Below are 21285 nucleotides of genomic sequence, written 5' to 3'. Positions count from 1 at the left end.
GCTCCGACGTGGGCGGCGTTTTCATTCCAGGACCGGGAACGCCGGGGAGGAAAGAGATGACGGACCCCAAACACCACCACGATTCAACGCGCGACGGCAGCTCGGATGCCACGCCCGGTGGCCTCGTCGGCAAACGCCGCCCGGGAGAGCTGCTGTTCACCGTGATCCTGGTGATCTTCAGTGCGGCGCTGCTGTGGAATGCCTATGGCATCGCCGGCTTTGACGCGCTGTCCTCGCCGGGGGCGATCCCGATGGGCACCGCCGCGGTGATGCTGATCAGCGCCGGCATCGTGCTGGTGCAGACCCTGCGCAAGCCGCGCACCGCTGACGAAGCCGTGCTGTCGGACATCCTGCCGCCGCTGGTCATCGTCATGGGCCTGTTTCTGGTGGCCTACGGCATCTTGCTGGAACCGCTGGGCTTCCTGCCGACCTCGCTGCTGTTCCTGCTGGCCGCGATCAAGATCCTGTCGAAACGCGGCTGGGTCTTCACCGCCACCGTTTCGGTCGGCAGCCTGCTTGGGATCTACCTGGTCTTCCGCATCGTCTTCACCGTCCTCATGCCTGCCGGTATCGTCCCCGAGGCCGAATGGCTGCAGGCGATCCGCACCCTTCTTCACGGAGCTGCCTGATGGAACATGTGCTCGCGCTCTTTACCATCTTCACGCATCCGCAGCTGCTGCTGCTGGTGGGCCTGGGGACCTTCGCCGGCGTCTATGTCGGCGCCATCCCGGGGCTGTCGGTCACCATGGCGGTGTCCATCCTGATTTCCTTCACCTTCTCCTGGGACGTGCTGCCGGCGATCTCGCTGATGATCGGCATCTACATGGGGGGCGTCTACGGCGGCTCGCGCACGGCGATCTTGCTGAACATCCCCGGCGCGCCCTCGGCCATTGCGACGGCGCTTGACGGCTATCCCATGGCGCAGCGCGGCGAGGCGGGCGAGGCCATCGGCATCACCACCGTCATGTCCTTCTTCGGCGGTTTCGTCGGCATCCTGGTGCTGGCGCTGCTGGCGCCCTTCGTGTCGGACTTCGCCCTGACCTTCCAGCCGCGCGACTACATGCTGCTGGCGGTGCTGGGCATCCTGCTGGTGGGCTCTCTGTCGTCGGGGTCTCTGGTCAAGGGGATCTTCTCGGGGGCGCTTGGCATCGGCATCGGGGCGGTGGGCATGGACCCGCTGACCTTCACCGAACGCTTCACCTTCAACATTCCGCTGCTGGAACAGGGCATCAGCTTTATCGCGGTGATGATCGGCATGTTCGGCGTGTCCGAGGCGCTGATGCAGCTGCACCATGTCGAGCAATCGGCCGTGCGCCAGAAGATCAGCCGCATCGTCCCCTCCTTCGGCACCATCAAGAAGCACCTGCCGCTGTCGCTGCAGACCTCGGCGCTCGGGGTGCTGATCGGCGCCCTGCCGGGCACCGGCGGCGACATCGCGGCGCTGATGGCCTATGACCATGCCAAGCGGATCACCAAAAAGCCCAATCGTCCCTTCGGCCAGGGCGCCATCGAGGGCCTTGTCGCCCCCGAGACCGCCAACAACGCCGCCGTCGGCGGGGCCTTCATCCCGATGATGACGCTGGGCATCCCCGGCGACGCGGTGACCGCGATCATGATCGGCGCCCTGTTCATCCACGGCCTGAACCCCGGGCCGATGCTGATGGTCGAACAGCCCGACATGTTCTGGTTCATCGTCGGCGCGCTGATCATGGCCAACTTCTTCATGCTGTTCTTCGGCCTGACCGGCATCAAGCTGTTCACCAAGATCGTCGAGATGCCGCGTGCGGTGCTGATCCCGCTGATCCTGCTGCTGTCCATCGTCGGCGCCTATGCGGTGAACAACTCGATCACCGATGTCTACTGGATGCTGGGCTTTGGCATCTTCGGCTACTTCATGCGCCACTACGGCTATCCGCTGGGCCCCGTCATCCTGGGCGTGATCCTGTCGCGGCTTCTGGATGACAACTGGCGCCGCGCCATCATCTCGGAACGCGAGGACCTTGGCCGCTTCTTCCACGGCATCTTCACCAGCCCGCTGTCGCTGGTGCTGTTCCTGGCCGTGATCCTGATCTTCGTCAGCCAGACCCCGCTCTGGACGCGCTTCCGCAAGAAGGATACCCAATCCAAATGACCGACATCCTTCTGGGCCTCATCGGCGACAATATCGCCGCCTCGCGCTCGCCCCGCCTGCACGAGCTGGCCGGGCAACAGAACGACCGCAAGGTCGACTACATCCGCCTGGTCCCCCATGAGCTGGGCAAAACCTGGGATCAGATCTTTGACGGGCTGGCAGACCAGGGCTATCGCGGCACCAACATCACCTATCCCTACAAGGAAAAGGTGGTGGCCAAGCTGACCATCGAGGATCCGCTGGTGCGCGCCATCGGTGCGGTCAACACCGCGATTTTCGAAGCCGGCGGGCCGAAGGGCCACAACACCGACCACACCGGCTTTATTGCCGCCTACCGCCGCGTGCGCGGGCAGGCGAACCCCGGCATCACGCTGATGATCGGCACCGGCGGTGTCGGACGCGCGGTGGCCTTCGGGCTGCTGGCCCTTGGCGCCCCCGAGGTCCGGCTGGTCGATCTGGACCGGGCCAAGGCCGAGGCGCTGGCCGATGATCTGCGTGGCGCGGGCACCGGCAGCACCGTCACGGTCTGGGACAGTGCCGAGGCCGCCGCCGCCGGTGCGGCCGGTCTGATCAACTGCACCCCGGTGGGCATGGTGGGCAAGGGCGGCACGCCGCTGGCTGCTGCTGCCATGACCGGGGCAACCTGGGCTTTCGATGCGGTCTATACCCCCGTCGACACCCAGTTCCTGACCGAAGCCCAGGCGCAGGGCGTCACCATCATCTCTGGCTGGGAGCTGTTCTTCTATCAGGGTGTGCATGCCTGGAAGCTGTTTACCGGCCTGCCGCTTGACGAAGACAAGCTGCGGTCGGATCTGCTGAAATAAGGGAGAGGGTGGATGAAGACCTCCATCGCAACCGTTTCGATTTCCGGCGATTTCCGGGAAAAGCTCGAGGCCATCGCGGCGGCCGGTTTCGACGGGATCGAGATCTTCGAGCAGGACTTCATCACCTATGACGGCAGTCCGCGTGACGTGGGCCGCATGATCCGCGACCATGGGTTGGAAATTTCCCTGTTCCAGCCCTTCCGCGACTTCGAGGGCCTGCCCGAGCCGCTGCGCTCGAAGGCGTTCGACCGGGCCGAGCGCAAGTTCGACCTGATGCAGGAGCTGGGCACGGATCTGGTGCTGTTCTGCTCGTCCTGCCATCCGCAGGCGCTTGGCGGCATTGACCGGGCGGCGGCGGATTTCCGGGCGCTTGGCGAACGCGCCGCGGCACGCGGCCTGCGCGTGGGCTACGAGGCGCTGGCCTGGGGCCGCCATGTCAACGACCACCGCGATGCCTGGGAAATCGTCCGCCGCGCCGATCATCCGAACATCGGCCTGATCGTCGACAGCTTCCACACGCTGGGCCGCAAGCTGTCGCCGGAAAGCATCCGCTCGATCCCGGGCGACAAGATCTTTTTCGTGCAGCTGGCCGATGCGCCGCTGATCGAGATGGACCTGCTGTACTGGTCGCGCCACTTCCGCAACATGCCGGGCGAGGGCGATCTGGACGTCACAGGCTTCATGCGCGCGGTGATGGCGGCGGGCTATACGGGCCCGGTGTCGCTGGAGATCTTCAACGACCAGTTCCGCGGCGCCAACACCCGCCAGGTGGCCGAGGACGGCTATCGCAGCCTGGTCGCGGTCATGGATGACGTGCGCCGCACCGAGACCGGGCTGACGCTGGATCTGCCGGACCTGCCGGCGCGGGTGCCCTCGCAGGGGGTGTCCTTCGTCGAATTCGCCTCGCGCGGGGCCGAGGCCGAGGCGCTTGGCACGCTGCTGGGATCGCTGGGTTTTGCCCGTGCCGCCCGGCATCGCAACAAGGCGCTGACGCTCTGGCAGCAGGGCGATATCCGGCTGCTGGTGAACGAAGAGGCCGAGGGCCATGCCTCGCATGCCTGGCACGCGCGCGGCACGACGGTCTGCGATCTGGGCATCGCGGTGTCTTCGGCGCAGGACGTGATGACGCGGGCGCTGGCCACCGGGGCCTCGGCCTTCTCGCAGCCGCTCGACATGGGCGAGCTGGAGATCCCCGCGATCCGTGGCCTGTCGGGCTCGGTGATGCATTTCCTGGATGCCGAAAGCGGGCTGGACCAGGTCTGGCAGGTCGAGTTCAAGGCCGAACCCGGCGCCGATCTGGCCGGTGTCGGCCTGACCCGGGTCGATCACATCGCCCAGACCATGAGCTATGAGGACATGCTGTCCTGGACGCTGTTCTACACCTCGATCTTTGACGTGCACAAAAGTCCGATGGTCGACGTGATCGATCCCGACGGGCTGGTGCGCAGCCAGGTGATCGAAAGCCCCGACGGCGCGCTGAAGATCACTCTGAACGGCGCCGACAGCCACCGCACGCTGGCGGGGCGTTTCCTGGCGGAAACCTTCGGCGCCTCGGTTCAGCACCTGGCGCTGTCGACGGACGACATCTTCGACACGGCCGCCCGGCTGGCTGCGCGTGGCTTTGCGGCGCTGAAAATTCCGGCCAACTATTATGACGATCTGAAGGCGCGCTTCGACTTCCCGCCGGGCCTTCTGGAACGCATGCAGGCAGCCAATGTGCTGTATGACCGGGATGCGCGGGGCGAGTTCTTCCAGCTTTATTCCGGCGGTTTCGTCGGCGGCATGTTCTTCGAGATCCTGCAGCGCAACGGCTATGCGGGCTTTGGCGCGGCCAATGCGCCGTTCCGCATCGCCGCGCAGAAGCGGGCGCTGCCGCCCAAGGGGATGCCGACGCTCTGATCGCGATGTTTCAGGCCGCGGCCGTAATCGGCGGGTTTCGGCAGGGGCTGGGCGGGGAACCGCGCAGCCCCTTCGGCTGTCCGCCGGAACGCCATCGACGGCGCGTAACAGCGGCGGTATCGCTGCGGCGAACCTGTTCTAAGGAGTTGATAACATGCGAGTGATGAAACGAGCGACCCTCGTCGCCCTGGGCCTCGTCGGTGTGCTGAGCCTCAGCGCCTGCGGCTGCGGTCCCTTCGGGCTGGACATGTGCCGTGGCGGCGGCGGTGGTTTCGGCGGTGGCTATGCCGGCGGCATGGGCGGCGGCGGTGGCGGCTTTGGCGGCGGCCAGGGCGGTGGCGGCGGTCACCGCTGATCCTGTCGGGGGGGCGCCTGGGCGTCCCCCCTTTGCATTCCGGCCCCGGTCACATGAAGTCGCGGGGGATCTCTTTCGCATAGTCCTGGCGGTGCACCTCGGTGCCGTTTTCCCAGGCGACGACCCGGGCCGAGATCTGCCAGTGGGTTTCGGTGCAGGTCATCGCGGTGGTGCAGGTGCTGCGGGTTTCCCAGCCCTCGCGCTGGACGCGGATGTCCCAGGTGATGTCGCCGCGCGCGCTGGTGGGATCATCGCCGATCGACCAGTCCTCCGACCGGATTTCCTGCGATTGCAGGCCGCTGGTGGGGTGCTGCTCCAGGCCGGTGTCCTCGAAGATGCGGTAATGCGTCAGGCCGGTCATCTGGTCGCGCTCGACGCTGCGGCGGGTCTTGGCGGGCGTCAGCATCGGGTAGTCGGGCAGCGGGCTGGGGTTTTCCGGCTCGGGCACCGAGATCCGCGCGTGGGCCCCCAGCTTCGGCAGCGACAGCACCATCGAGGACGTGTCGATCACCACCCCCGGCGCCTTGGGCGAGGGCAGGATCTGCGGCCAGTACGAGGTCGAGATCGCCAGCTTGATCCGGTGCCCGGGCGCAAAGCGGTAGCCCATGGCATCCAGCGTCACCGTGACCGGGATCATGCCGTCGGGCATGGGCTGCGGATCGGCATTGCCGTCGCGATGCGCCAGGTTCAGGATGCCGTAGCAGGCGCGGGTCTCGGTGCCGTCGGGATGCACGTCGATGATCCGCACGGCCAGGTTTTCCCGGTCGGCGTCGCAGGACAGGTGCAGCGTCAGGCTGGGGGCGCCCAGATAGACGGCCTCGCGCGACAGCACCTCGGTTTCGAAACACAGCGAACCGCCGTTGTCGATGCGCTGGTCGCCGGCGATCTCGGCATCCGGTTTGAGGGTGAACCATTCCCCGGCGGCGATCCCGGTATCGAGCGGCGAGCGCAGGTAGTGATCGCCCGTGCCCTCGCCATCCGCCCCGCGCAGCAGCGCGCCGGAGGCGCCCACCGACCACAGCTCGGGTTCGGGCGGGGTCCAGCTGTCCTTGGCCACCCAAAAGCCCGGATCACGCTCGCGCCAGGCAGCGGGGCGGGGGGCATCCAGGATATAGGCGCGCATCTGCGGAAGGCCTTCGGCGCCGGTGGCTTCGTCCGACAGCCATTTTTTCCACCAGGCGATGGCCTCGGCGTGGAAATCGGCGCGGGGTTTCGGCCAGGCGAAATGCGGATATTTGTGGATCCAGGGGCCGATCAGCGCCTTGGCGCGGTGCGGCATCCCCTCGACGGCCTTCAGGGGCGTGTTGCGATAGCCATCCGCCCAGCCTGCCAGCACCAGCGCGGGCACGGGGAAGTCCGCGAACCCCTCGCAGACCGAGCCATGTTCCCAGAACGCATCGCGGCGCTGGTGCGACAGCCATTCCTCCATGAAGAACGGCTCGCCCGTCAGGCGTTCCATCCACATGTCGCGCCAGGCCTCGCCCACCAGGGCGCGGTCGGGGCTGCGCGACTGGTAGGCCAGCATGGTCGAGGCCCACGACAGCTGCGCCGACATATGCGCGCCGCCCTTGTAGTGGATGTCGTCGTTGAAGCGGTCCACCGTCGAGGCGATGGAAATCACCGCCTTCAGGGGTGCGGGCTTCAGCGCCGCGACCTGCAGGCAGTTGAAGCCGCCCCAGCTGATTCCCATCATGCCGACATTGCCGTTCGACCAGGGTTGGGCGGCGATCCAGTCCAGCACCTCGCAGGCATCCGACAGTTCGCGGGGCGTGTATTCGCCGTCAATCACCCCGTCGCTTTCGCCCGAGCCGCGGATGTCCACGCGCACCCCCGCGATGCCAGCGGCGGCAAAGACGGGATAGGTGCTTTCGTCACGCGGATCGGTGCCGCCGCGCTTGCGGTAGGGCAGGTATTCCAGCACCGCGGGCACGGGTGCGGCATCGGCGCCTTCGGGCATCCAGATGCGCGTGGCCAGCCGTGTGCCGTCCTTCAGGGGGATCCAGGTCTCTTCCGAGACGGTGTAGCTGCGGGACATGTCGTGTCGTCCTTTCATGCCTTGGCGCGGCGGTCCGCCAGGACCTTTTCCAGCCAGCCCAGTTCCATCTCGGGGACCGAGGCCAGCAGCAGCGCGGTGTAATCGTCAAACGGGGGTGCCAGCACCTGCGACTTTGGCCCAAAGCGCACCAGCCGGCCGCGGTGCATGACCGCAACGCTGTCGGCAATGGCGCGCACGATGGCGATGTCGTGGGTGATGAAGACATAGGACAGGCCCTTTTCGGCCTGCAGCCGCAGCAGCAGCTTCAGGATGCCGTCCGCCACCAGCGGGTCGAGGGCCGATGTGGGCTCGTCGCAGATGATCAGCTCGGGGTCCGCTGCCAGCGCGCGGGCAATGGCGACGCGCTGCTTCTGCCCGCCCGACAGTTCCGCCGGATAGCGATCGAGGTATGCGGCGCCCATCTCGATCTGTTCCAGCAGCTCGATCACCCGGGCGCGGCGCGCGGCCCCGCGCTGGCCCGAGTAGAACGTCACCGCCCGGCCGATGATCTGCCCGACCGTCTGGCGCGGGTTCATCGCCGTGTCGGCCATCTGGTAGATCATCTGCATCCGCCGCAACTGCGCGCGCGTGCGCTTGCGCAGCTTGGCGGGCAGGGGGGTGCCGTCCAGCCGGATCTGGCCGGTGGCCGGTGGCAGCAGCCCGCAGGCCACCCGCGCCAGCGTCGACTTGCCGGAGCCGCTTTCGCCGACGATGGCCAGGGTCTGGCCGCGCGGCACATGCAGCGACACGTCATGCAGCACCTGGAAGGCGCCGTAGAAGGCATTGATCCCGCTCAGGTCCAGAAAGCGGCCGGACTGGTCGGGCGCCTCGTCATGGTGGATCGAGCGGACATTGACCAGCTTGCGGGTATAGTCCTGGGTGGGGGCTTCGATGATCTGGCGGGTGGGGCCGTATTCGACCGTCTCGCCATGGCGCAGCACCATGATGTCATCGGCCACCTGCGCCACCACCGCCAGATCGTGGGTGATATAGAGCGCGGCGGTGCGGGTTTCCTCGATCGCGGCCTTGATCGCGGCCAGAACGTCGATCTGGGTTGTCACGTCCAGCGCGGTGGTGGGTTCGTCGAAGACGATCAGGTCGGGCTGCGGGCACAGCGCCATCGCCGTCATTGCCCGCTGCAATTGCCCGCCCGAGACCTGATGCGGGAAGCGGTCGCCGAAATGATCCGGGTCCGGCAGGCCCAGCAGGGCGAACAGGTGGCGGGCGCGGGCCTCGGCCTCTTTGCGGGGGGCAAGGCCGTGGCGGATCGTCGCCTCGGTCACCTGATCGCCCAGCCGCTGCGCCGGGTTGAACGAGGCGGCGGCGGATTGCGAGACATAGCACACCCGCGCCCCCCGCAGCGCCCGCACGCCCTTCCGGCCCAGCGTCAGGATGTCGGTGCCGTCCAGGTGGACCTCTCCGCCGGTGATGCGCACGCCGCCGCGGCCATAGGCCAGCGCCGCCAGCCCGATGGTCGACTTGCCGGCGCCCGATTCCCCGATCAGCCCCAGCACCCGGCCCCTGGCCAGGTCAAAGTCGATGCCCTTGACGATCTCGATGTCGCGGGGCGCCTCGCCCGGGGGATGGGCGGTGGCGCCGATGCGCAGGCCCCGCACCGACAGAAGGTTTCCGGTTTCAGCCATCGCCGCGGCCCCCCTTCAGGCTGGAAGTGCGTTTCAGAAGCCAGTCCACCACCAGGTTGATCGACACGGTCAGCACGGCAATCGCCATGCCCGGCACCAGCGCGGCCGAGACGCCGAAGATGATGCCGTCCTTGTTGTCCTTGACCATGCCGCCCCAGTCGGGGGTCGGCGGCTGGATGCCCAGGCCCAGGAACGACAGGGTCGAGATGAACAGGACCGCAAAGGCCAGCCGCAGGCCGAATTCGGCCAGAAGCGGGGTCATGGCATTGGGCAGGACCTCCTTGAAGACGATCCACAGGGTGCCTTCGCCGCGCAGGCGGACGGCCTCGACGAATTCCATCGCCACCAGGTCCATCGCCAGCGCCCGGCCCAGCCGGAAGACGCGCGTCGCGTCCAGCACCGCCATCACCATGATCAGCACCGTCAGCGTCTGCGGCAGCGCCGACAGCACGATCAGCGCGAAGATCAGCGTCGGGATCGACATCAGCAGGTCGTTCAGCCGCGACAGGCCGATGTCGACGATGCCGCGCATCACCGCCGCGATCAGGCTGAGGATCACCCCCATCGAGAAGGCGATGACCGTTGCGACCGTCGCCACGAACAGCGTCATCCGCGTGCCCCAGATCAGCCGCGACAGCAGGTCCCGGCCCAGGTTGTCGGTGCCCAGCCAGAACTGGGCCGAGCGGGGCTCCCACGGGTCGGCCAGCACCTTGTTGGGATCATAGGGCGAAATCCAGGGCGCGAAGACGGCCGCCAGCACGCACAGGCTCAGTCCCAGGATGCCGATCCAGGCCGAGGGGGGGATGCTTTTCAGGGTCTGTTTCATCGCGGATGCCTCAGCCGGGGGTTCGCGAAGATCGACAGGATGTCGGCGGTCATGTTCAGCAGGATGTAGATGGCGGCAAAGACCAGCCCGCAGGCCTGTACCACCGGCAGGTCGCGCACCGTCACCGCATCGACCATGTACTGGCCCATGCCGGGATAGACGAAGACGACCTCGACCACGACGACGCCGACGATCAGATAGGCCAGGTTCAGCGCCACCACGTTGATGATCGGCGCCAGCGCATTGGGCAGGGCGTGACGCAGCAGGATGCGCAGCCCGCCCAGGCCCTTCAGCGTCGCTGTCTCGATATAGGCCGAGGCCAGCACTGACAGGATCGCGGCGCGGGTCATGCGCATCATGTGGGCGATGACGACCAGCACCAGCGTTGCCACCGGCAGGGCGATGGTGTGCAGCTTCTGCCAGATCGACATGCTGTCATAGACGGTCGCGGGGAAGGCCGCGACGGGGTGCTGGACCACCAGCCACAGGATCAGCAGGTAGGCCACGAAGAACTCGGGCAGCGACACGGCCGCCAGCGACAGGATGTTGATCAGCCGGTCCGGCCAGCGGTCGCGGTACAGCACCGCCAGCAGCCCCAGGCTGACCGACAGCGGCACCGCGATCACCGCGGCACAGCCCGCCAGCAGCAGCGAATTGCCGAAACGGTGCCACAGCTGGTCGCCGATGGCCTGGCCGCTGGCCCAGGACTGGCCGAAATCACCATGCAGGATCCCCCCCGCCCAGGCGAGGTAGCGCGCCAGCATCGGCTGGTCGAGGCCCAGCTGGGCGCGGATGTTGGCAATGGCCTGGGGCGTTGCGGCCTGGCCCAGGTAGGTGGTGGCGAAATCGCCGGGAAGGGCCTCGATGCCGCAGAAGATCAGCACCGAGCTGGCCCACAGCAGCACAAGGCCAAGGGCCAGGCGGCCGGCAATGCGGCTGCCCATCGGATAGCGGGCCCGGGCCCTTCGGGCGCTGCGCAGCAGCGCCGCCGGGGCCGGGACGTCGGAACGGGGATTGCTCATGGGTCCGGTCGGGGGGCGGGGGCCCCCCGGTTCCTGTCAGGCGGCAAGCCAGCAGCGGCTGGCCACCTGGCCGTTCGACAGGTCGTTGCCCAGGTCATCCACCCAGCCCATCAGCTTTTTCGAGCGCGCGTTCAGATAGTTGTTGAACACCGGCAGGATCAGCCCCGAGGTGTCGCGCACCATCACTGCCATCTGTTTGTAGAGGTCGCGGCGCACGGCATCATCGGTTTCGGCGCGCGCCTTCAGCAGCATGGCGTCGAAATCGGCATTCCTGAAATGCGTGTCGTTCCAGGTCGAGGTCGACAGCTGCGTGGTGGTGTAGCGGATGTCCTGGGTCGGACGGCCGCCCCAGTACGAGGCGCAGAAGGCCTTCTTGTTCCAGACGTTCGACCAGTAGCCGTCATCGGGTTCGCGCTTGACCTGCAGGTCGATGCCGCAGGCCTTGGCATTCTGCTGGAACAGCACCGAGGCATCGACGGCGCCGGGGAAGGCGGAATTGGCGGTGCGCAGCTCGATCGGGCCGGAATGGCCGGATTTCTTGTAGTAATACGCGGCCTTGTCGGGATCGTAGGCGCGCTGCTCGATGCCGGTGGGGGCCAGGGCATAGGCCTCGTTCACGGGGTAGTCGTTGCCAAGGCTGCCGTAGCCGCCCAGGATCTGGTCCAGCATCCCCTGACGGTCGATCGCCAGCTTCAGCGCCATGCGCAGGTCGTTGTTGTCGAAGGGCGCCATGTCGCCCATCATCAGGAAGGAATAGAAGCCCTTGCCCTTGGTGCTGATCGTCTCGACCGTGGGGGCGCGGCCCAGCAGCTTCATCGTCTTGGGATCGAGCGAGTTGATGAAATGCACCTTGCCCGACGACAGCGCCGCGATGCGGGCGGTGTTGTCGTTCATCACCAGGATCTCGACGCTGTCGACAAAGCCGCGGTCTTCGTTCCAGTCGTCCTTGTTCTTCGAGAAGGCGATGCGCACGCCGGGCTCGAAGCTGTCGAGCTTGTAGGGGCCGGTGCCGACGACGCTGGTCGGGTCATCCATGCCGCCGTTCTTCTGGATCTGCAGGTGATAGTCCGAGAACAGCAGCGGCAGGTCGGCATTGCCGTTCTTCAGCGTCACCACCAGATCGTCGCCGTCTTCGCTGATCGTGTCGATCTCGGCCAGCAGGCCGAGGGCCGCGGATTTCGACGCCGCATCGGAATGCCGGCGCAGGGTCTGGGCCGCGTCATGCACGCCAAAGGCGGTGCCGTCGTGGAACTTGACATCCTTGCGCAGCTTGAAGCGCCAGGTCTTGGCGCCGTCCGAGGACTCCCACGAGGTCGCAAGCGAGGGCATCGCGGCGCAGGTCTCGGGGTCGGTGGTCACCAGCCGGTCGCCCCAGGTGAAGGCGACGGCGAACATGGTGGTGCCGGTATAGGTGCCGGGATCCAGGGTGTCCGTCGTCTGCCCGCCATCGAGGCCCAGCTTCATGTGACCGCCCCGGTTCGGCGTCTCGGCGGCGCGGGCGGTGCCCGGCAGCCACAGCCCAGAGGCGCCGAGGGCGGCCCCGGCGGCAGCGGCGCTGCCCAGGAAGCCGCGGCGGCTCAGCCCGCAGGCATCGGAGGTCTTGCTGGCAGACGTCAGTTTTTTCATGTGCAGTTCATTCCCTACCATGTTGACACGACAAGGCCCCCGGCAGAAATGCACGTCACCCTCGGGCGACGATTCTGCCGGACAACGGGCGGTTCCGGGGGGAAGACACAGGGCCCTTCGGCCCCCCCGAACCGCGGCCTTCTGATTATCGCGCTAGGGGTGACAGCCTTCGGGCGGCTCGACAACTTCGCAATCTGACGCTACCAGACGCGATATGACGCAAGTAGAGCCCCGATGACCGTTAAAAATCGTGTGTATGCCGTTAACCTGCGTTACGCCTGCGACAGCCGGGCGTCGATTGCGCAAATTTGTCGCGACATCGGTCTGAACCGGCAGCAGTTCAATCGCTACCTCTCCGGCGAGACCCGGCCCTCGGGGCATAATGCCAATCGCATCGCGCGCTATTTCGGCATTCCCGAGGATCTTCTGCACCTGCCGGTGGACCGGTTCCGGGCGGCGTTCGACGGTTCGGGGCGGATCCCGATCCTGGCGCCGGGCAGCCTGATGGACGACGGGTTCCCCGGCGATCTGGTGCAGCTGCGCAGCTACCTTGGTTATTACGAAACCTACCACAAGAGCCTGTCCTGGCCCGGCATGATCGTGCGCAGCGCCACCTGCCTGCGCGAGCAGGGCGGGCGGGTCTACACCAAGTCGATCGAGCGCATCGCCGATCCGGCCGAGGGCATCCGCCAGGTGTCGAAATACGTGGGCCAGGCGGCCTTCTGGCGCAACCGGGTGTTCATCTCGGACTATCACCACCACCGCCAGCCCTTCCTGTCGCAGATGATCCTGCTGCCCTTCGGCGAGCATCAGCGCAGCTATCTGCGGGGGATCTCGACCGGGGTGGCGTGGCGGCGCGACAACCTGCCCTACTGCACGCGGATCATCCTGCGCGCGCTTGGGCGCAACCCCGATGGGCGGGCGCTGCTGGCCCATTGCGGTGTCCTGCCCGAAGACAGCCCGCTGATCCCGCTGCCGGTGCGGCGCTACCTGAATTCCGATGCCGCGCCGCAGATGCTGACGGTGCCGATGGGCTGAACGGCAACGGCCGCCGGGGGGAACCGGCGGCCGCTTCGGTCCTGTGCTGAGGGGCGGGATCAGTCCTGGATCGCGCCTTCCTCGTCGCGGCGTTCGTGCATCCGGGCCTTGACCTTGCGGCCGACGATCAGCGGCAGGATGAAGCCCACGATGGCGATGGTCCACAGGCCGATGGACAGCGGGCTGTCGATCAGGGTCAGCCAGTTGCCGTTGTCGATCTCGACGGCGCGGCGCAGGTTGTTCTCCATCGCATTGCCCAGCAGGGTGCCCAGGATGATCGGCACCAGCGGCACGTCGAACTTGCGCAGCACCCAGCCCAGCACGCCGAAGCCCACCATCACCAGCAGGTCAAAGCTGGAGCCCGAGATGCCGTAGATGCCGACGAAGGACACCATGGCGACGATCGGCATCAGCACCTTCGGCGGGATCAGCAGCAGGCGGGTGAACAGGCCCACCATCGGGATGTTCATCGCCAGCAGCATGAAGTTCGCGATGAAGAGCGCGGCAATCAGCCCCCAGACCACATCCGGGTTGTTGGTGAACAGCAGCGGCCCCGGCGTGATGTTCAGCGACAAAAGCACCGCCAGCAGCACCGCCGTGGTCCCCGAACCGGGCACGCCAAGCGCCAGCATCGGCACCAGCGCACCGCCGGCGGCGGCGTTGTTGCCGGCCTCGGGGGCGGCGACGCCGCGCGGATCACCGGTGCCGAAGGTACCCTTGCGGTCGACCAGCCGCTTTTCCATCGAGTAGGAGATGAACGAGCCCAGCGAAGCCCCCGCCCCCGGCAGCACCCCCGCCAGGAAGCCCAGCAGCGAGGTCCGCAGCATCGTCGGCGCCGTATCGCGGATCATCTGCGCAGGCGGCGTCAGGCGGCCGACCTTCAGCTTGCTGCCCTCGGCATCGGATCCGCCATGGCGTTCCTCAAGGAAGATGAAGACCTCCGACAGGGCGAAGAGGCCGACGATGGCCACCAGGAAATCCAGCCCGTCGTAAAGGTGCACCTCGCCGAAGGTGAAGCGCGGCACGCCGGTCTGGGTGTCGACGCCGATCATCGCCAGCCCAAGGCCCAGTGCGGCGGCAAAGGCCGATTTCGCCTGGTTGGTGGAGCTGACCCCGCCCAGCGTCATGAAGGCCAGCGCGAAAAGGGCGAAATATTCCGCCGGGCCGAACAGCAGGGCGATCTTGACCAGCTGCGGGGCCAGCACGATCAGCCCCCAGGTGGCGATGAACGACCCCACGAAGGACGCGATCCCCGAGATCGACAGCGCCTCGCCCGCCATGCCCTTCTTGGCCATCGGATGACCGTCGAGGACCGTCATCATCGCGGGTTCGTCCCCGGGGATGCCCAGCAGGATCGAACTGATCCGCCCGCCGTACATCGCCCCGTAATAGACCGAGGTCAGCAGGATCAGCGACGGCGTCGCCCCCAGCCCCAGCGTGAAGGCCAGCGGGATCAGGATCGCCACGCCGTTCGAGGGCCCAAGCCCCGGCAGCGCGCCCATGATCGTGCCCAGGAAGCAGCCCAGCACCGCCAGGCCGAGGTTCTGCCAGGTCAGCGCGATGGCAAAGCCGTCGCCCAGATGTGCAAGCATGTCCATCGGGTGCTCCTCAGAAACCGAAGGGGCCGCGGGCCAGCGCCAGGCCCAGCAGCAGGTGGAAGACGACATAGATGCCGATCGAGGTGCCGATGCCGGTCAGCACGGCGCCCAGCAGGCCATTGCCCAGCCGCCAGCTGAGATAGGCCGCGGCGACAGCGGTGGCGCAGACGAAGCCCACGACGGGCAGCAGTTCGGCATAAAGGATCATCACGACGACGGCGGCGGCCAGTTCCGCCAGCCGCGACAGCGCCGGCCAGCGCGGATCGGCATCCGGGCGCAGCGCGATGGTCAGGCTGGACAGCCCGAGGATCGCCGAGATGATGAGGGGGAAGGCCTTGGGGCCCACGACATCGGAGAGAAAGCTTTCCTCGATCGTCGTCGCCGAATAGGCGAAGCCGAGGGCGAGGAGCACTCCCACGATACCGAAGATGCGATCGCTCATGGGATCTCCTTTCGGGAATGCGAAGGGGGGGGGCGCTGCCGGAACCGGCAGCGCCCTCTGGGACGGCTCATCAGGACGCGGGAAGGGCCGCGTTACTTGATGATGCCGATCTCGCGAGAGATGGACTGGATCTGCGCCACGTTGTCGGCGACGAATTTCTGGAAATCGGCGCCCTTCAGGTCCAGCGGCGCCAGGCCGTTGGCCTTCATCACGGCCTTCCATTCATCCGAGGCATAGAGCGCGCCGATCTTGTCGGCCCAGGCATTATAGGCCTCGTCCGACATCTTGCCCGGGGCGTAGAAGCCGCGCCAGTTGGCGCCGATGGCATCCACACCCTGTTCGCGGGCGGTGGGGAAGGCGGCGAAATCACCCTCCAGCCGTTCGGGCGACAGCACGGCGATGACGCGGATATCGCCGCTGTCGACAAAGCCCTTGGCCTCGGACAGATCGCCGGTGAAGGCCTGGACAGAGCCGGCCAGCAGCTGCGTCACGGCCTCGCCGCCGCCATCGAAGGCGATGTACTTGACCTTGCGCACGTCCTTGATGCCATAGGCATTGGCCGCGATCAGCACCTTCAGGTGGTCCCAGCCGCCGACGGCCGAACCGCCCGCCACCGCGACCGAACGCGGGTCGGATTTGATCATGTCCAGAAGCTCGGGCAGGGTCTGGATCTTGCTTTTGGCGGCGACCGCGATCACCCCGTAATCCGCCCCGACCGAGGCCACCCAGCGGACCTGGTCCATGGTGTTGCCCGGATAGGCGCCCTGCGCCAGCCGGGTCGAGGTCGCGGACGAGGCCGCCACGATCAGGTCATTGTCGTCGGCGCGCTTGTTGACCACCTCGGCATAGGCCACGCCACCGCCGCCGCCTGCCAGGTTCACCACCTGCATGGTCTTGCCGATCAGCCCCTGGTCCTGCAGCCCCTTGCCGACCTGCCGGCAGGTAAAGTCCCAGCCGCCGCCGGGGTTGGCGGGGGCGATGCATTCGGGGGCCTCGGGGGTGAAGCCTTCGGCGGATGCGCCCAGGGCGGACGTGGCCAGCAGCAGCGCAGCCAGCGTCAGACGGGTTGCCTTGATCATCGGTGTTCCTCCTCAGAAACGCGCACGGGCCGGGGCCCGTGATCTTTCTCCCCGCGTTCTCCGCCCTTTGCGAAGCCCTCCTCGCGGGGTATGCAGGTGGTCTAGATCACGAAGCTGTCACGAACCTATCATCGGGCCGTGATCGTGGTGACAGAGGCAGCGGGAGGGGCTGAAGATGCGGATCCTGATGGTCGAGGACGCCCTCGACCTGGCCGAGACGGTGGGCGCGGGCCTGTCACGCGCGGGCATCGCCAGCGACCATGCCGGCACCCTGACCGAGGCCGAGGACTACCTTGCGGTGCAGCGCTACGATGCGATGGTGCTGGATCTGAACCTGCCGGATGGCTCGGGGACGGATCTGCTGCGGCGGCTGCGCGGCAAGGGCGAACGGCTGCCGGTTCTGGTGGTGACGGCGCTGTGTTCAGTGGATGACCGGGTGGGGACGCTCGACATGGGGGCCGACGACTATCTGGTGAAACCCTTCGACCAACGAGAGCTGGAGGCGCGGCTGCGCGCCCTGCTGCGCCGCGAGGCCGATCACAAGGGCGATGCGATCACGCTGGGGCGGCTGACCTTTTCCCCCGCCGGCCAGAGCGCGGCGATCGACGGCCAGCGCCTGACCCTGACCCGGCGCGAGGCGGCGCTTCTGGGGCTTTTGCTGCGCCATCCCGGCCAGTACCTGGGCAAGGAGCGCCTTTATGACGGCCTTTTCGCCTTCAACGAGGCCGATGTGGGGCTGAATGCCATCGAACTTTACATCGCGCGTCTGCGGCGCAAGCTGGCGGGCAGCGGCGTCGCGATCACCACGCAGCGCGGCGTCGGCTACCGCATCGGAACCGATGGCTGAGGCGCGCAGGCCGGCCTCGCTGCAGGGGCGGGTGCTGGGGGGCGTGATGGTGCTTCTGGCCCTCGGGGGGGCGCTGGTGGCGCTGACCTCGTGGCTGAACGGGCGGCAGGCGGCGTGGGATTCCTACGACCGGATCCTGCTGGGCGCGGCCAGCGACATCGCCGAGGCGATCCAGGTCCAGGATGGCCGCGTGCAGGTGGATCTGCCGGTCTCGGCCTTTGCGCTGCTGGCGCAGGCCCCCGATGACCGGGTGTCCTATGCGGTGCGCGGCCCGGACGGGGCGTTGGTCACCGGCATGGCGGATGCGGCCTTTCGGCCCGACCGGGGCACCCTGGCGCCGGTCTTCTTTGATGCGCCGATGCAGGACGAACCCGCCCGCTTCGTCGAGGTGACGCGGCTTTTCGCGGAACGCGATTTCTCGGGGGCGGTGCGGGTCAGCGTCGGGCAGACGCTGCGGGCGCGGCGCGGCATGGCGCGCGGGCTGATGACCGACGCCCTGCTGCCCATCGCCGTCGCGGGGCTGGTCCTGTTGCTGAGCGCCGTCGTGGTGGTGCGCGCCGCCGTGCGGCCGCTGGACCGGATCGCCGCCAGCCTGCGTGACCGCGACCCCTATGACCTGACCCCCGTGCCAACCCTGGGCCTGCCGGCCGAGATCGCCCTGACTGCCACCGCGATGAACCGCTTCATGGCGCGGCTGGAACACCAGATGGAGGTGATGCGCAACCTGATCTCGGACAGCGCGCACCAGCTGCGCACCCCGGTGGCGGCGATCCGGGTGCAGGCCGAAAGCCTGCTGGAGGACCCCGATGCCGCCACCCGCGCCCGCACCACCGACCGGCTGATCCGGCGCACCCGGTCTTTGGGGCGGCTGCTCGATCAGATGCTGTCGCGCGCCATGGTGGTGCACCGTACCGACAACCTGCCGCGCGCCGCGGTGGATCTGCGCGACATCGCCCTTGACGTGCTGGAGGCCTGTGAGCCTGACCTGCTGTCCCCCGGCACCGAGGTCCGCCTGGAGATCGGCGAGGACCCGGTGCCGGTGCTGGCGGATGCGTTTTCGCTGACGCAGGCGGCGGCGAACCTGCTGTCGAACGCGCTGACCCATGGCCGTGGCCCGGTGCGGCTGGGGGCGGGGATCGAGGACGGGCAGGCCTGCCTCTGGGTCGAGGACGCAGGTGACGGCCCGCCCGGGGAGATGCTGCAGCGCATGGGGCAGCGGTTCCAGCGCTCGAAGACCTCGGGCGAGGGGGGCGGCGGGCTGGGCATTGCCATCGTTCACGATGTCGCGGCGGCCTTCGGTGGCCATGTCGCGATGGCCCGCAGCGCCCAGGGTTTTCGCGCCGCCCTCTGCCTGCCCCCCGCCCCGGAGATCCCCGCATGAAGGCCCTGCTGATCCTTCTTCTGCTGCTTTGGGCCGCGCCGCTGCGCGCCCAGGAGGCCGCCGCCCATATCGGCACCGGCGCCACGGTGTTGCGGCTGCGCACCAATACCGACCTGAAGATCCTGCAGCCCGTGCTGGCGCAGTTCGTGGCCCGCAATCCCGACCTGTCGGTGGCCTATGAGCAGTGGAACTCGAACCCGCTCTATGCCATCGCGCAGGCGGGCTGCGACGGCACGGGCACGGCGGCGGACGTGATCTTTTCCTCGGCCGCGCATCAGCTGGTGCAGCTGGCCAACCGCGGTTGCGCCCATGCCTATCGTTCGGATCTGACCGCCGCCATGCCCGAGGCCCGGCGCTGGCGGGACGAGCTGTGGGGCCTGACCGAGGAACCCGCCGCCATTGCCTACAACACCCGGATGATTGCCCCCGGCGATGTGCCGCATGACCGCTTTGCGCTGCTCGATCTGATGCGCAGCCATCAGGGGCAGCTGCAGGGGCGCATCGCCACCTACGATATCGACGCCTCGGGGCTGGGCTATCTGTTTGCCTATTCCGACAGCCTGCAGGCCACCACCTTCGGCGCCCTGCTGGAAGGTTTCGCACGTACCGGTGCCATCGCCACCTGCTGTTCCTCCGAGATCATCGAGGGCGTGTCCGAAGGGCGCTATGCGCTGGCCTACAATATCCTTGGGTCCTACGTGATGAACCGCGCCTGGCCGGATGTGGCGCTGATCCTGCCCGAGGATTACACGCTGTTCCTGTCGCGGGTCTTCATGATCCCGCGCCGCGCCGCCCACCCCGAGGGCGCGGCGCGGCTGCTGGATTTCCTGCTGGGCGCCGAGGGGCAGGGTCTGCTGCGCCGCGCCGGGCTGATTTTTCCCGAGGACCCGGCCGAAACCGGCCTGCTGGCCAGCGCGCGCCGCTTCATCGGACTGACGCCGGCGCTGCTGGTGCCGCTGGACCAGCAGAAGCGGGCGCGGTTCAAGGCGGTCTGGGCGGCGAATCTGGACGCCGCCCCGGGTCCCTAGGCGGTCTGACGGGCGGGGGCCACCTGCATCCCCAGCCGGCCCAGCAGGTCGGCATCCTGCCAGCCTGCGGGGTTGCCGGTGGTCAGCAGCTGGTCGCCGACGAAGATCGAATTCGCCCCCGCCAGAAAGCACAGCGCCTGCAGCTCGTCGCTCATGCCGGTGCGTCCGGCCGACAGGCGCACCACCGAGGCCGGCATCAGGATCCGTGCCAGCGCGATGGCGCGCACCAGTGCGAAGGGATCCACCGGCCGGGCGCGTCCGGCCACCGGCGTGCCTTCGATCCGGTGCCACAGGTTCACCGGCACGCTGTCGGGATGGGCGGGCAGGGTGGCAAGCGTCACCAGAAGCGCGATGCGGTCCTCTTCCGCCTCGCCCATGCCCAGGATCCCGCCGCAGCAGACCCGGATGCCGCCCCGGCGCACGGCCTCGACCGTGTCCAGCCGGTCCTGCATGGTGCGGGTGGTGGCGATCTGCGCATAGTAATCGGGCGAGGTGTCGATATTGTGGTTGTAGAAATCCAGACCCGCCGCCTTCAGCTGCGCCACCTGCTCGGGTGACAGCATCCCCAGCGTCATGCAGGTTTCCAGCCCCATCCCGGCCACGCCCTGCACCATCTCGCACAGCTTGTTCATGTCGCGCGGCTTGGGGCTGCGCCAGGCGGCCCCCATGCAGAAGCGCTGCGCCCCGGCGGCCTTTGCCCGGCGGGCGGCGGCCAGAACGTCTGCGACCTCCATCAGCTTGCCCGCCGCGACGCCGGTGTCGTGATGGGCGGATTGCGAACAATAGCCGCAATCCTCGGGGCAGCCGCCGGTCTTGATGCTGAGAAGCTGCGCCGTCTCCAGGCAGGTCGGGTCGAAATGCGCCCGATGCAGGCTTTGCGCGCGGTGCATCAGTTCGGGGAAGGGCAGGGCATGGATCGCCCGGGCCTCGGCCATGGTCCAGTCGGTGCGGATCATGCCCGCGCCCTCAGTCGCTGCAGCCCCGAGATCAGCGTTGCCGCCAGCGCGATCTTGCAGGCATCGCCCAGCAGGAAGGGGATCATCCCCGCCGCCAGCAGTTTCGGCGCGGGCAGGAACAGCGCCAGCCAGGCCAGGCCCGCCGCATAGACCACCGCCATGCCGGCCGTCATCGCCAGCGCCCGTCCGATCCAGCCGCGCCCTGCGGCAAGGTGGCCGATCAGCGGTGTCGCCAGCAGGTAGCCCGCCAGGTAGCCGCCCGTCGGGCCCGCCATATAGGCCAGCCCGATGCCGCGTTCCGGCGTCCCCGAGAACACCGGCAGCCCCAGGGCACCCGCACCCAGATAGCTCAGCACGGCGGCGCTGCCCAGCCGCGGCCCGAGGCCCGCCGCCACCAGGCAGATCGCCAGCGTGTGCAGCGTCATCGGCACCGGCCAGAACGGGATCTGGACCTTGGCGCCCAGGGTGATCAACAAGGCGCCGGCCAGCGCCAGCGCGACCTGGCCCATCCGGGACGGGCTGCGCGAGAGGGAGGGGGTGAAGGTTGCCACGATC

19 protein-coding genes are annotated in these 21285 nt (G+C 67.8%); 9 read left to right on the top strand and 10 right to left on the bottom strand.

Annotation, left to right across the window (positions count from 1 at the left end; genetic code table 11):
- Positions 1 to 56 precede the first annotated feature (56 nt).
- The 5 genes from AC2ITM_RS21010 to AC2ITM_RS20990 all read left to right on the top strand — a co-directional run bounded on the left by AC2ITM_RS21010 (position 57) and on the right by AC2ITM_RS20990 (position 5209).
- Positions 57 to 629 carry a tripartite tricarboxylate transporter TctB family protein gene (locus AC2ITM_RS21010; RefSeq protein WP_486470161.1) on the top strand — a complete coding sequence of 191 codons (573 nt, stop codon included), beginning with the start codon at positions 57 to 59 and terminating at the stop codon, positions 627 to 629.
- Entirely contained in the window at positions 629 to 2131 is a 1503-nt protein-coding gene (locus AC2ITM_RS21005; RefSeq protein ID WP_486470160.1) for a tripartite tricarboxylate transporter permease, read from the top strand. The genes AC2ITM_RS21010 and AC2ITM_RS21005 overlap by 1 nt, the downstream gene beginning before the upstream one ends.
- On the top strand, positions 2128 to 2955 hold the full coding sequence (locus tag AC2ITM_RS21000) for a shikimate dehydrogenase family protein (RefSeq protein ID WP_486470159.1): 828 nt from the start codon (positions 2128 to 2130) through the stop codon (positions 2953 to 2955). The genes AC2ITM_RS21005 and AC2ITM_RS21000 overlap by 4 nt, the downstream gene beginning before the upstream one ends.
- A gap of 12 nt (positions 2956 to 2967) precedes the next feature.
- Positions 2968 to 4854, top strand: a complete 1887-nt coding sequence (locus AC2ITM_RS20995) for a bifunctional sugar phosphate isomerase/epimerase/4-hydroxyphenylpyruvate dioxygenase family protein (protein ID WP_486470158.1) — start codon at positions 2968 to 2970, stop codon at positions 4852 to 4854.
- A gap of 163 nt (positions 4855 to 5017) precedes the next feature.
- Complete coding sequence (locus AC2ITM_RS20990; RefSeq protein ID WP_486470157.1) at positions 5018 to 5209, top strand: hypothetical protein; 192 nt, start codon at positions 5018 to 5020, stop codon at positions 5207 to 5209.
- Positions 5210 to 5258: 49 nt separating this feature from the next.
- On the opposite strand, the gene AC2ITM_RS20985 is transcribed toward AC2ITM_RS20990, so the two are convergent.
- From AC2ITM_RS20985 to AC2ITM_RS20965, 5 genes are read right to left on the bottom strand one after another with little or no spacing between them, the layout of a single operon-like run.
- Positions 5259 to 7244 carry a CocE/NonD family hydrolase gene (locus AC2ITM_RS20985; protein ID WP_486470156.1) on the bottom strand — a complete coding sequence of 662 codons (1986 nt, stop codon included), beginning with the start codon at positions 7242 to 7244 and terminating at the stop codon, positions 5259 to 5261.
- Positions 7245 to 7258: 14 nt separating this feature from the next.
- Entirely contained in the window at positions 7259 to 8887 is a 1629-nt protein-coding gene (locus AC2ITM_RS20980; protein ID WP_486470155.1) for an ABC transporter ATP-binding protein, read from the bottom strand.
- On the bottom strand, positions 8880 to 9713 hold the full coding sequence (locus AC2ITM_RS20975; RefSeq protein WP_486470154.1) for an ABC transporter permease: 834 nt from the start codon (positions 9711 to 9713) through the stop codon (positions 8880 to 8882). Before AC2ITM_RS20975 ends, AC2ITM_RS20980 begins: the two co-directional genes overlap by 8 nt.
- A complete protein-coding gene (locus tag AC2ITM_RS20970; protein WP_486470153.1) occupies positions 9710 to 10735 on the bottom strand; it encodes an ABC transporter permease in 1026 nt (341 codons plus the stop codon). The genes AC2ITM_RS20975 and AC2ITM_RS20970 overlap by 4 nt, the downstream gene beginning before the upstream one ends.
- A 36-nt stretch (positions 10736 to 10771) precedes the next feature.
- Complete coding sequence (locus AC2ITM_RS20965) at positions 10772 to 12361, bottom strand: ABC transporter substrate-binding protein (RefSeq protein WP_486470152.1); 1590 nt, start codon at positions 12359 to 12361, stop codon at positions 10772 to 10774.
- Positions 12362 to 12595: 234 nt separating this feature from the next.
- On the opposite strand from AC2ITM_RS20965, the gene AC2ITM_RS20960 reads away from it, so the two are divergent.
- Positions 12596 to 13399 (top strand): helix-turn-helix domain-containing protein, encoded by an 804-nt coding sequence (locus AC2ITM_RS20960; RefSeq protein ID WP_486470151.1) that lies wholly within the window; start codon positions 12596 to 12598, stop codon positions 13397 to 13399.
- 59 nt (positions 13400 to 13458) lie between these two features.
- On the opposite strand, the gene AC2ITM_RS20955 is transcribed toward AC2ITM_RS20960, so the two are convergent.
- The 3 genes from AC2ITM_RS20955 to AC2ITM_RS20945 all read right to left on the bottom strand — a co-directional run bounded on the left by AC2ITM_RS20955 (position 13459) and on the right by AC2ITM_RS20945 (position 16518).
- On the bottom strand, positions 13459 to 14997 hold the full coding sequence (locus AC2ITM_RS20955; RefSeq protein WP_486470150.1) for a tripartite tricarboxylate transporter permease: 1539 nt from the start codon (positions 14995 to 14997) through the stop codon (positions 13459 to 13461).
- Between the two features lie 10 nt (positions 14998 to 15007).
- On the bottom strand, positions 15008 to 15439 hold the full coding sequence (locus AC2ITM_RS20950; protein ID WP_486470149.1) for a tripartite tricarboxylate transporter TctB family protein: 432 nt from the start codon (positions 15437 to 15439) through the stop codon (positions 15008 to 15010).
- A gap of 92 nt (positions 15440 to 15531) precedes the next feature.
- On the bottom strand, positions 15532 to 16518 hold the full coding sequence (locus AC2ITM_RS20945; protein ID WP_486470148.1) for a Bug family tripartite tricarboxylate transporter substrate binding protein: 987 nt from the start codon (positions 16516 to 16518) through the stop codon (positions 15532 to 15534).
- 175 nt (positions 16519 to 16693) lie between these two features.
- On the opposite strand from AC2ITM_RS20945, the gene AC2ITM_RS20940 reads away from it, so the two are divergent.
- The 3 genes from AC2ITM_RS20940 to AC2ITM_RS20930 are packed head-to-tail and all read left to right on the top strand — an operon-like array spanning position 16694 to position 19774.
- The gene (locus tag AC2ITM_RS20940) at positions 16694 to 17365 is read left to right on the top strand and encodes a response regulator transcription factor (protein WP_486470147.1); all 672 of its coding nucleotides are present in this window, start codon (positions 16694 to 16696) and stop codon (positions 17363 to 17365) included.
- A complete protein-coding gene (locus AC2ITM_RS20935) occupies positions 17358 to 18746 on the top strand; it encodes a sensor histidine kinase (RefSeq protein WP_486470146.1) in 1389 nt (462 codons plus the stop codon). Before AC2ITM_RS20940 ends, AC2ITM_RS20935 begins: the two co-directional genes overlap by 8 nt.
- Positions 18743 to 19774: an ABC transporter substrate-binding protein gene (locus tag AC2ITM_RS20930; protein ID WP_486470145.1), complete on the top strand. Its 1032-nt coding sequence runs from the start codon at positions 18743 to 18745 to the stop codon at positions 19772 to 19774. The genes AC2ITM_RS20935 and AC2ITM_RS20930 overlap by 4 nt, the downstream gene beginning before the upstream one ends.
- Here AC2ITM_RS20930 and bioB read toward each other — a convergent pair.
- Together bioB and AC2ITM_RS20920 are read right to left on the bottom strand one after the other, a co-directional pair.
- Positions 19771 to 20730: a biotin synthase BioB gene (gene bioB / locus AC2ITM_RS20925; protein ID WP_486470144.1), complete on the bottom strand. Its 960-nt coding sequence runs from the start codon at positions 20728 to 20730 to the stop codon at positions 19771 to 19773. The two genes, AC2ITM_RS20930 and bioB, sit on opposite strands and share 4 nt — an antisense overlap.
- The gene (locus AC2ITM_RS20920; RefSeq protein WP_486470143.1) at positions 20727 to 21281 is read right to left on the bottom strand and encodes a biotin transporter BioY; all 555 of its coding nucleotides are present in this window, start codon (positions 21279 to 21281) and stop codon (positions 20727 to 20729) included. Before AC2ITM_RS20920 ends, bioB begins: the two co-directional genes overlap by 4 nt.
- Between the last annotated feature and the right edge of the window lie 4 nt (positions 21282 to 21285).

This window comes from Pseudooceanicola sp. NS-SX9 (assembly GCF_057380705.1).
Note: the sequence above shows the minus strand (reverse complement) of the source record. Positions and strands in the feature narration are given on the sequence as shown.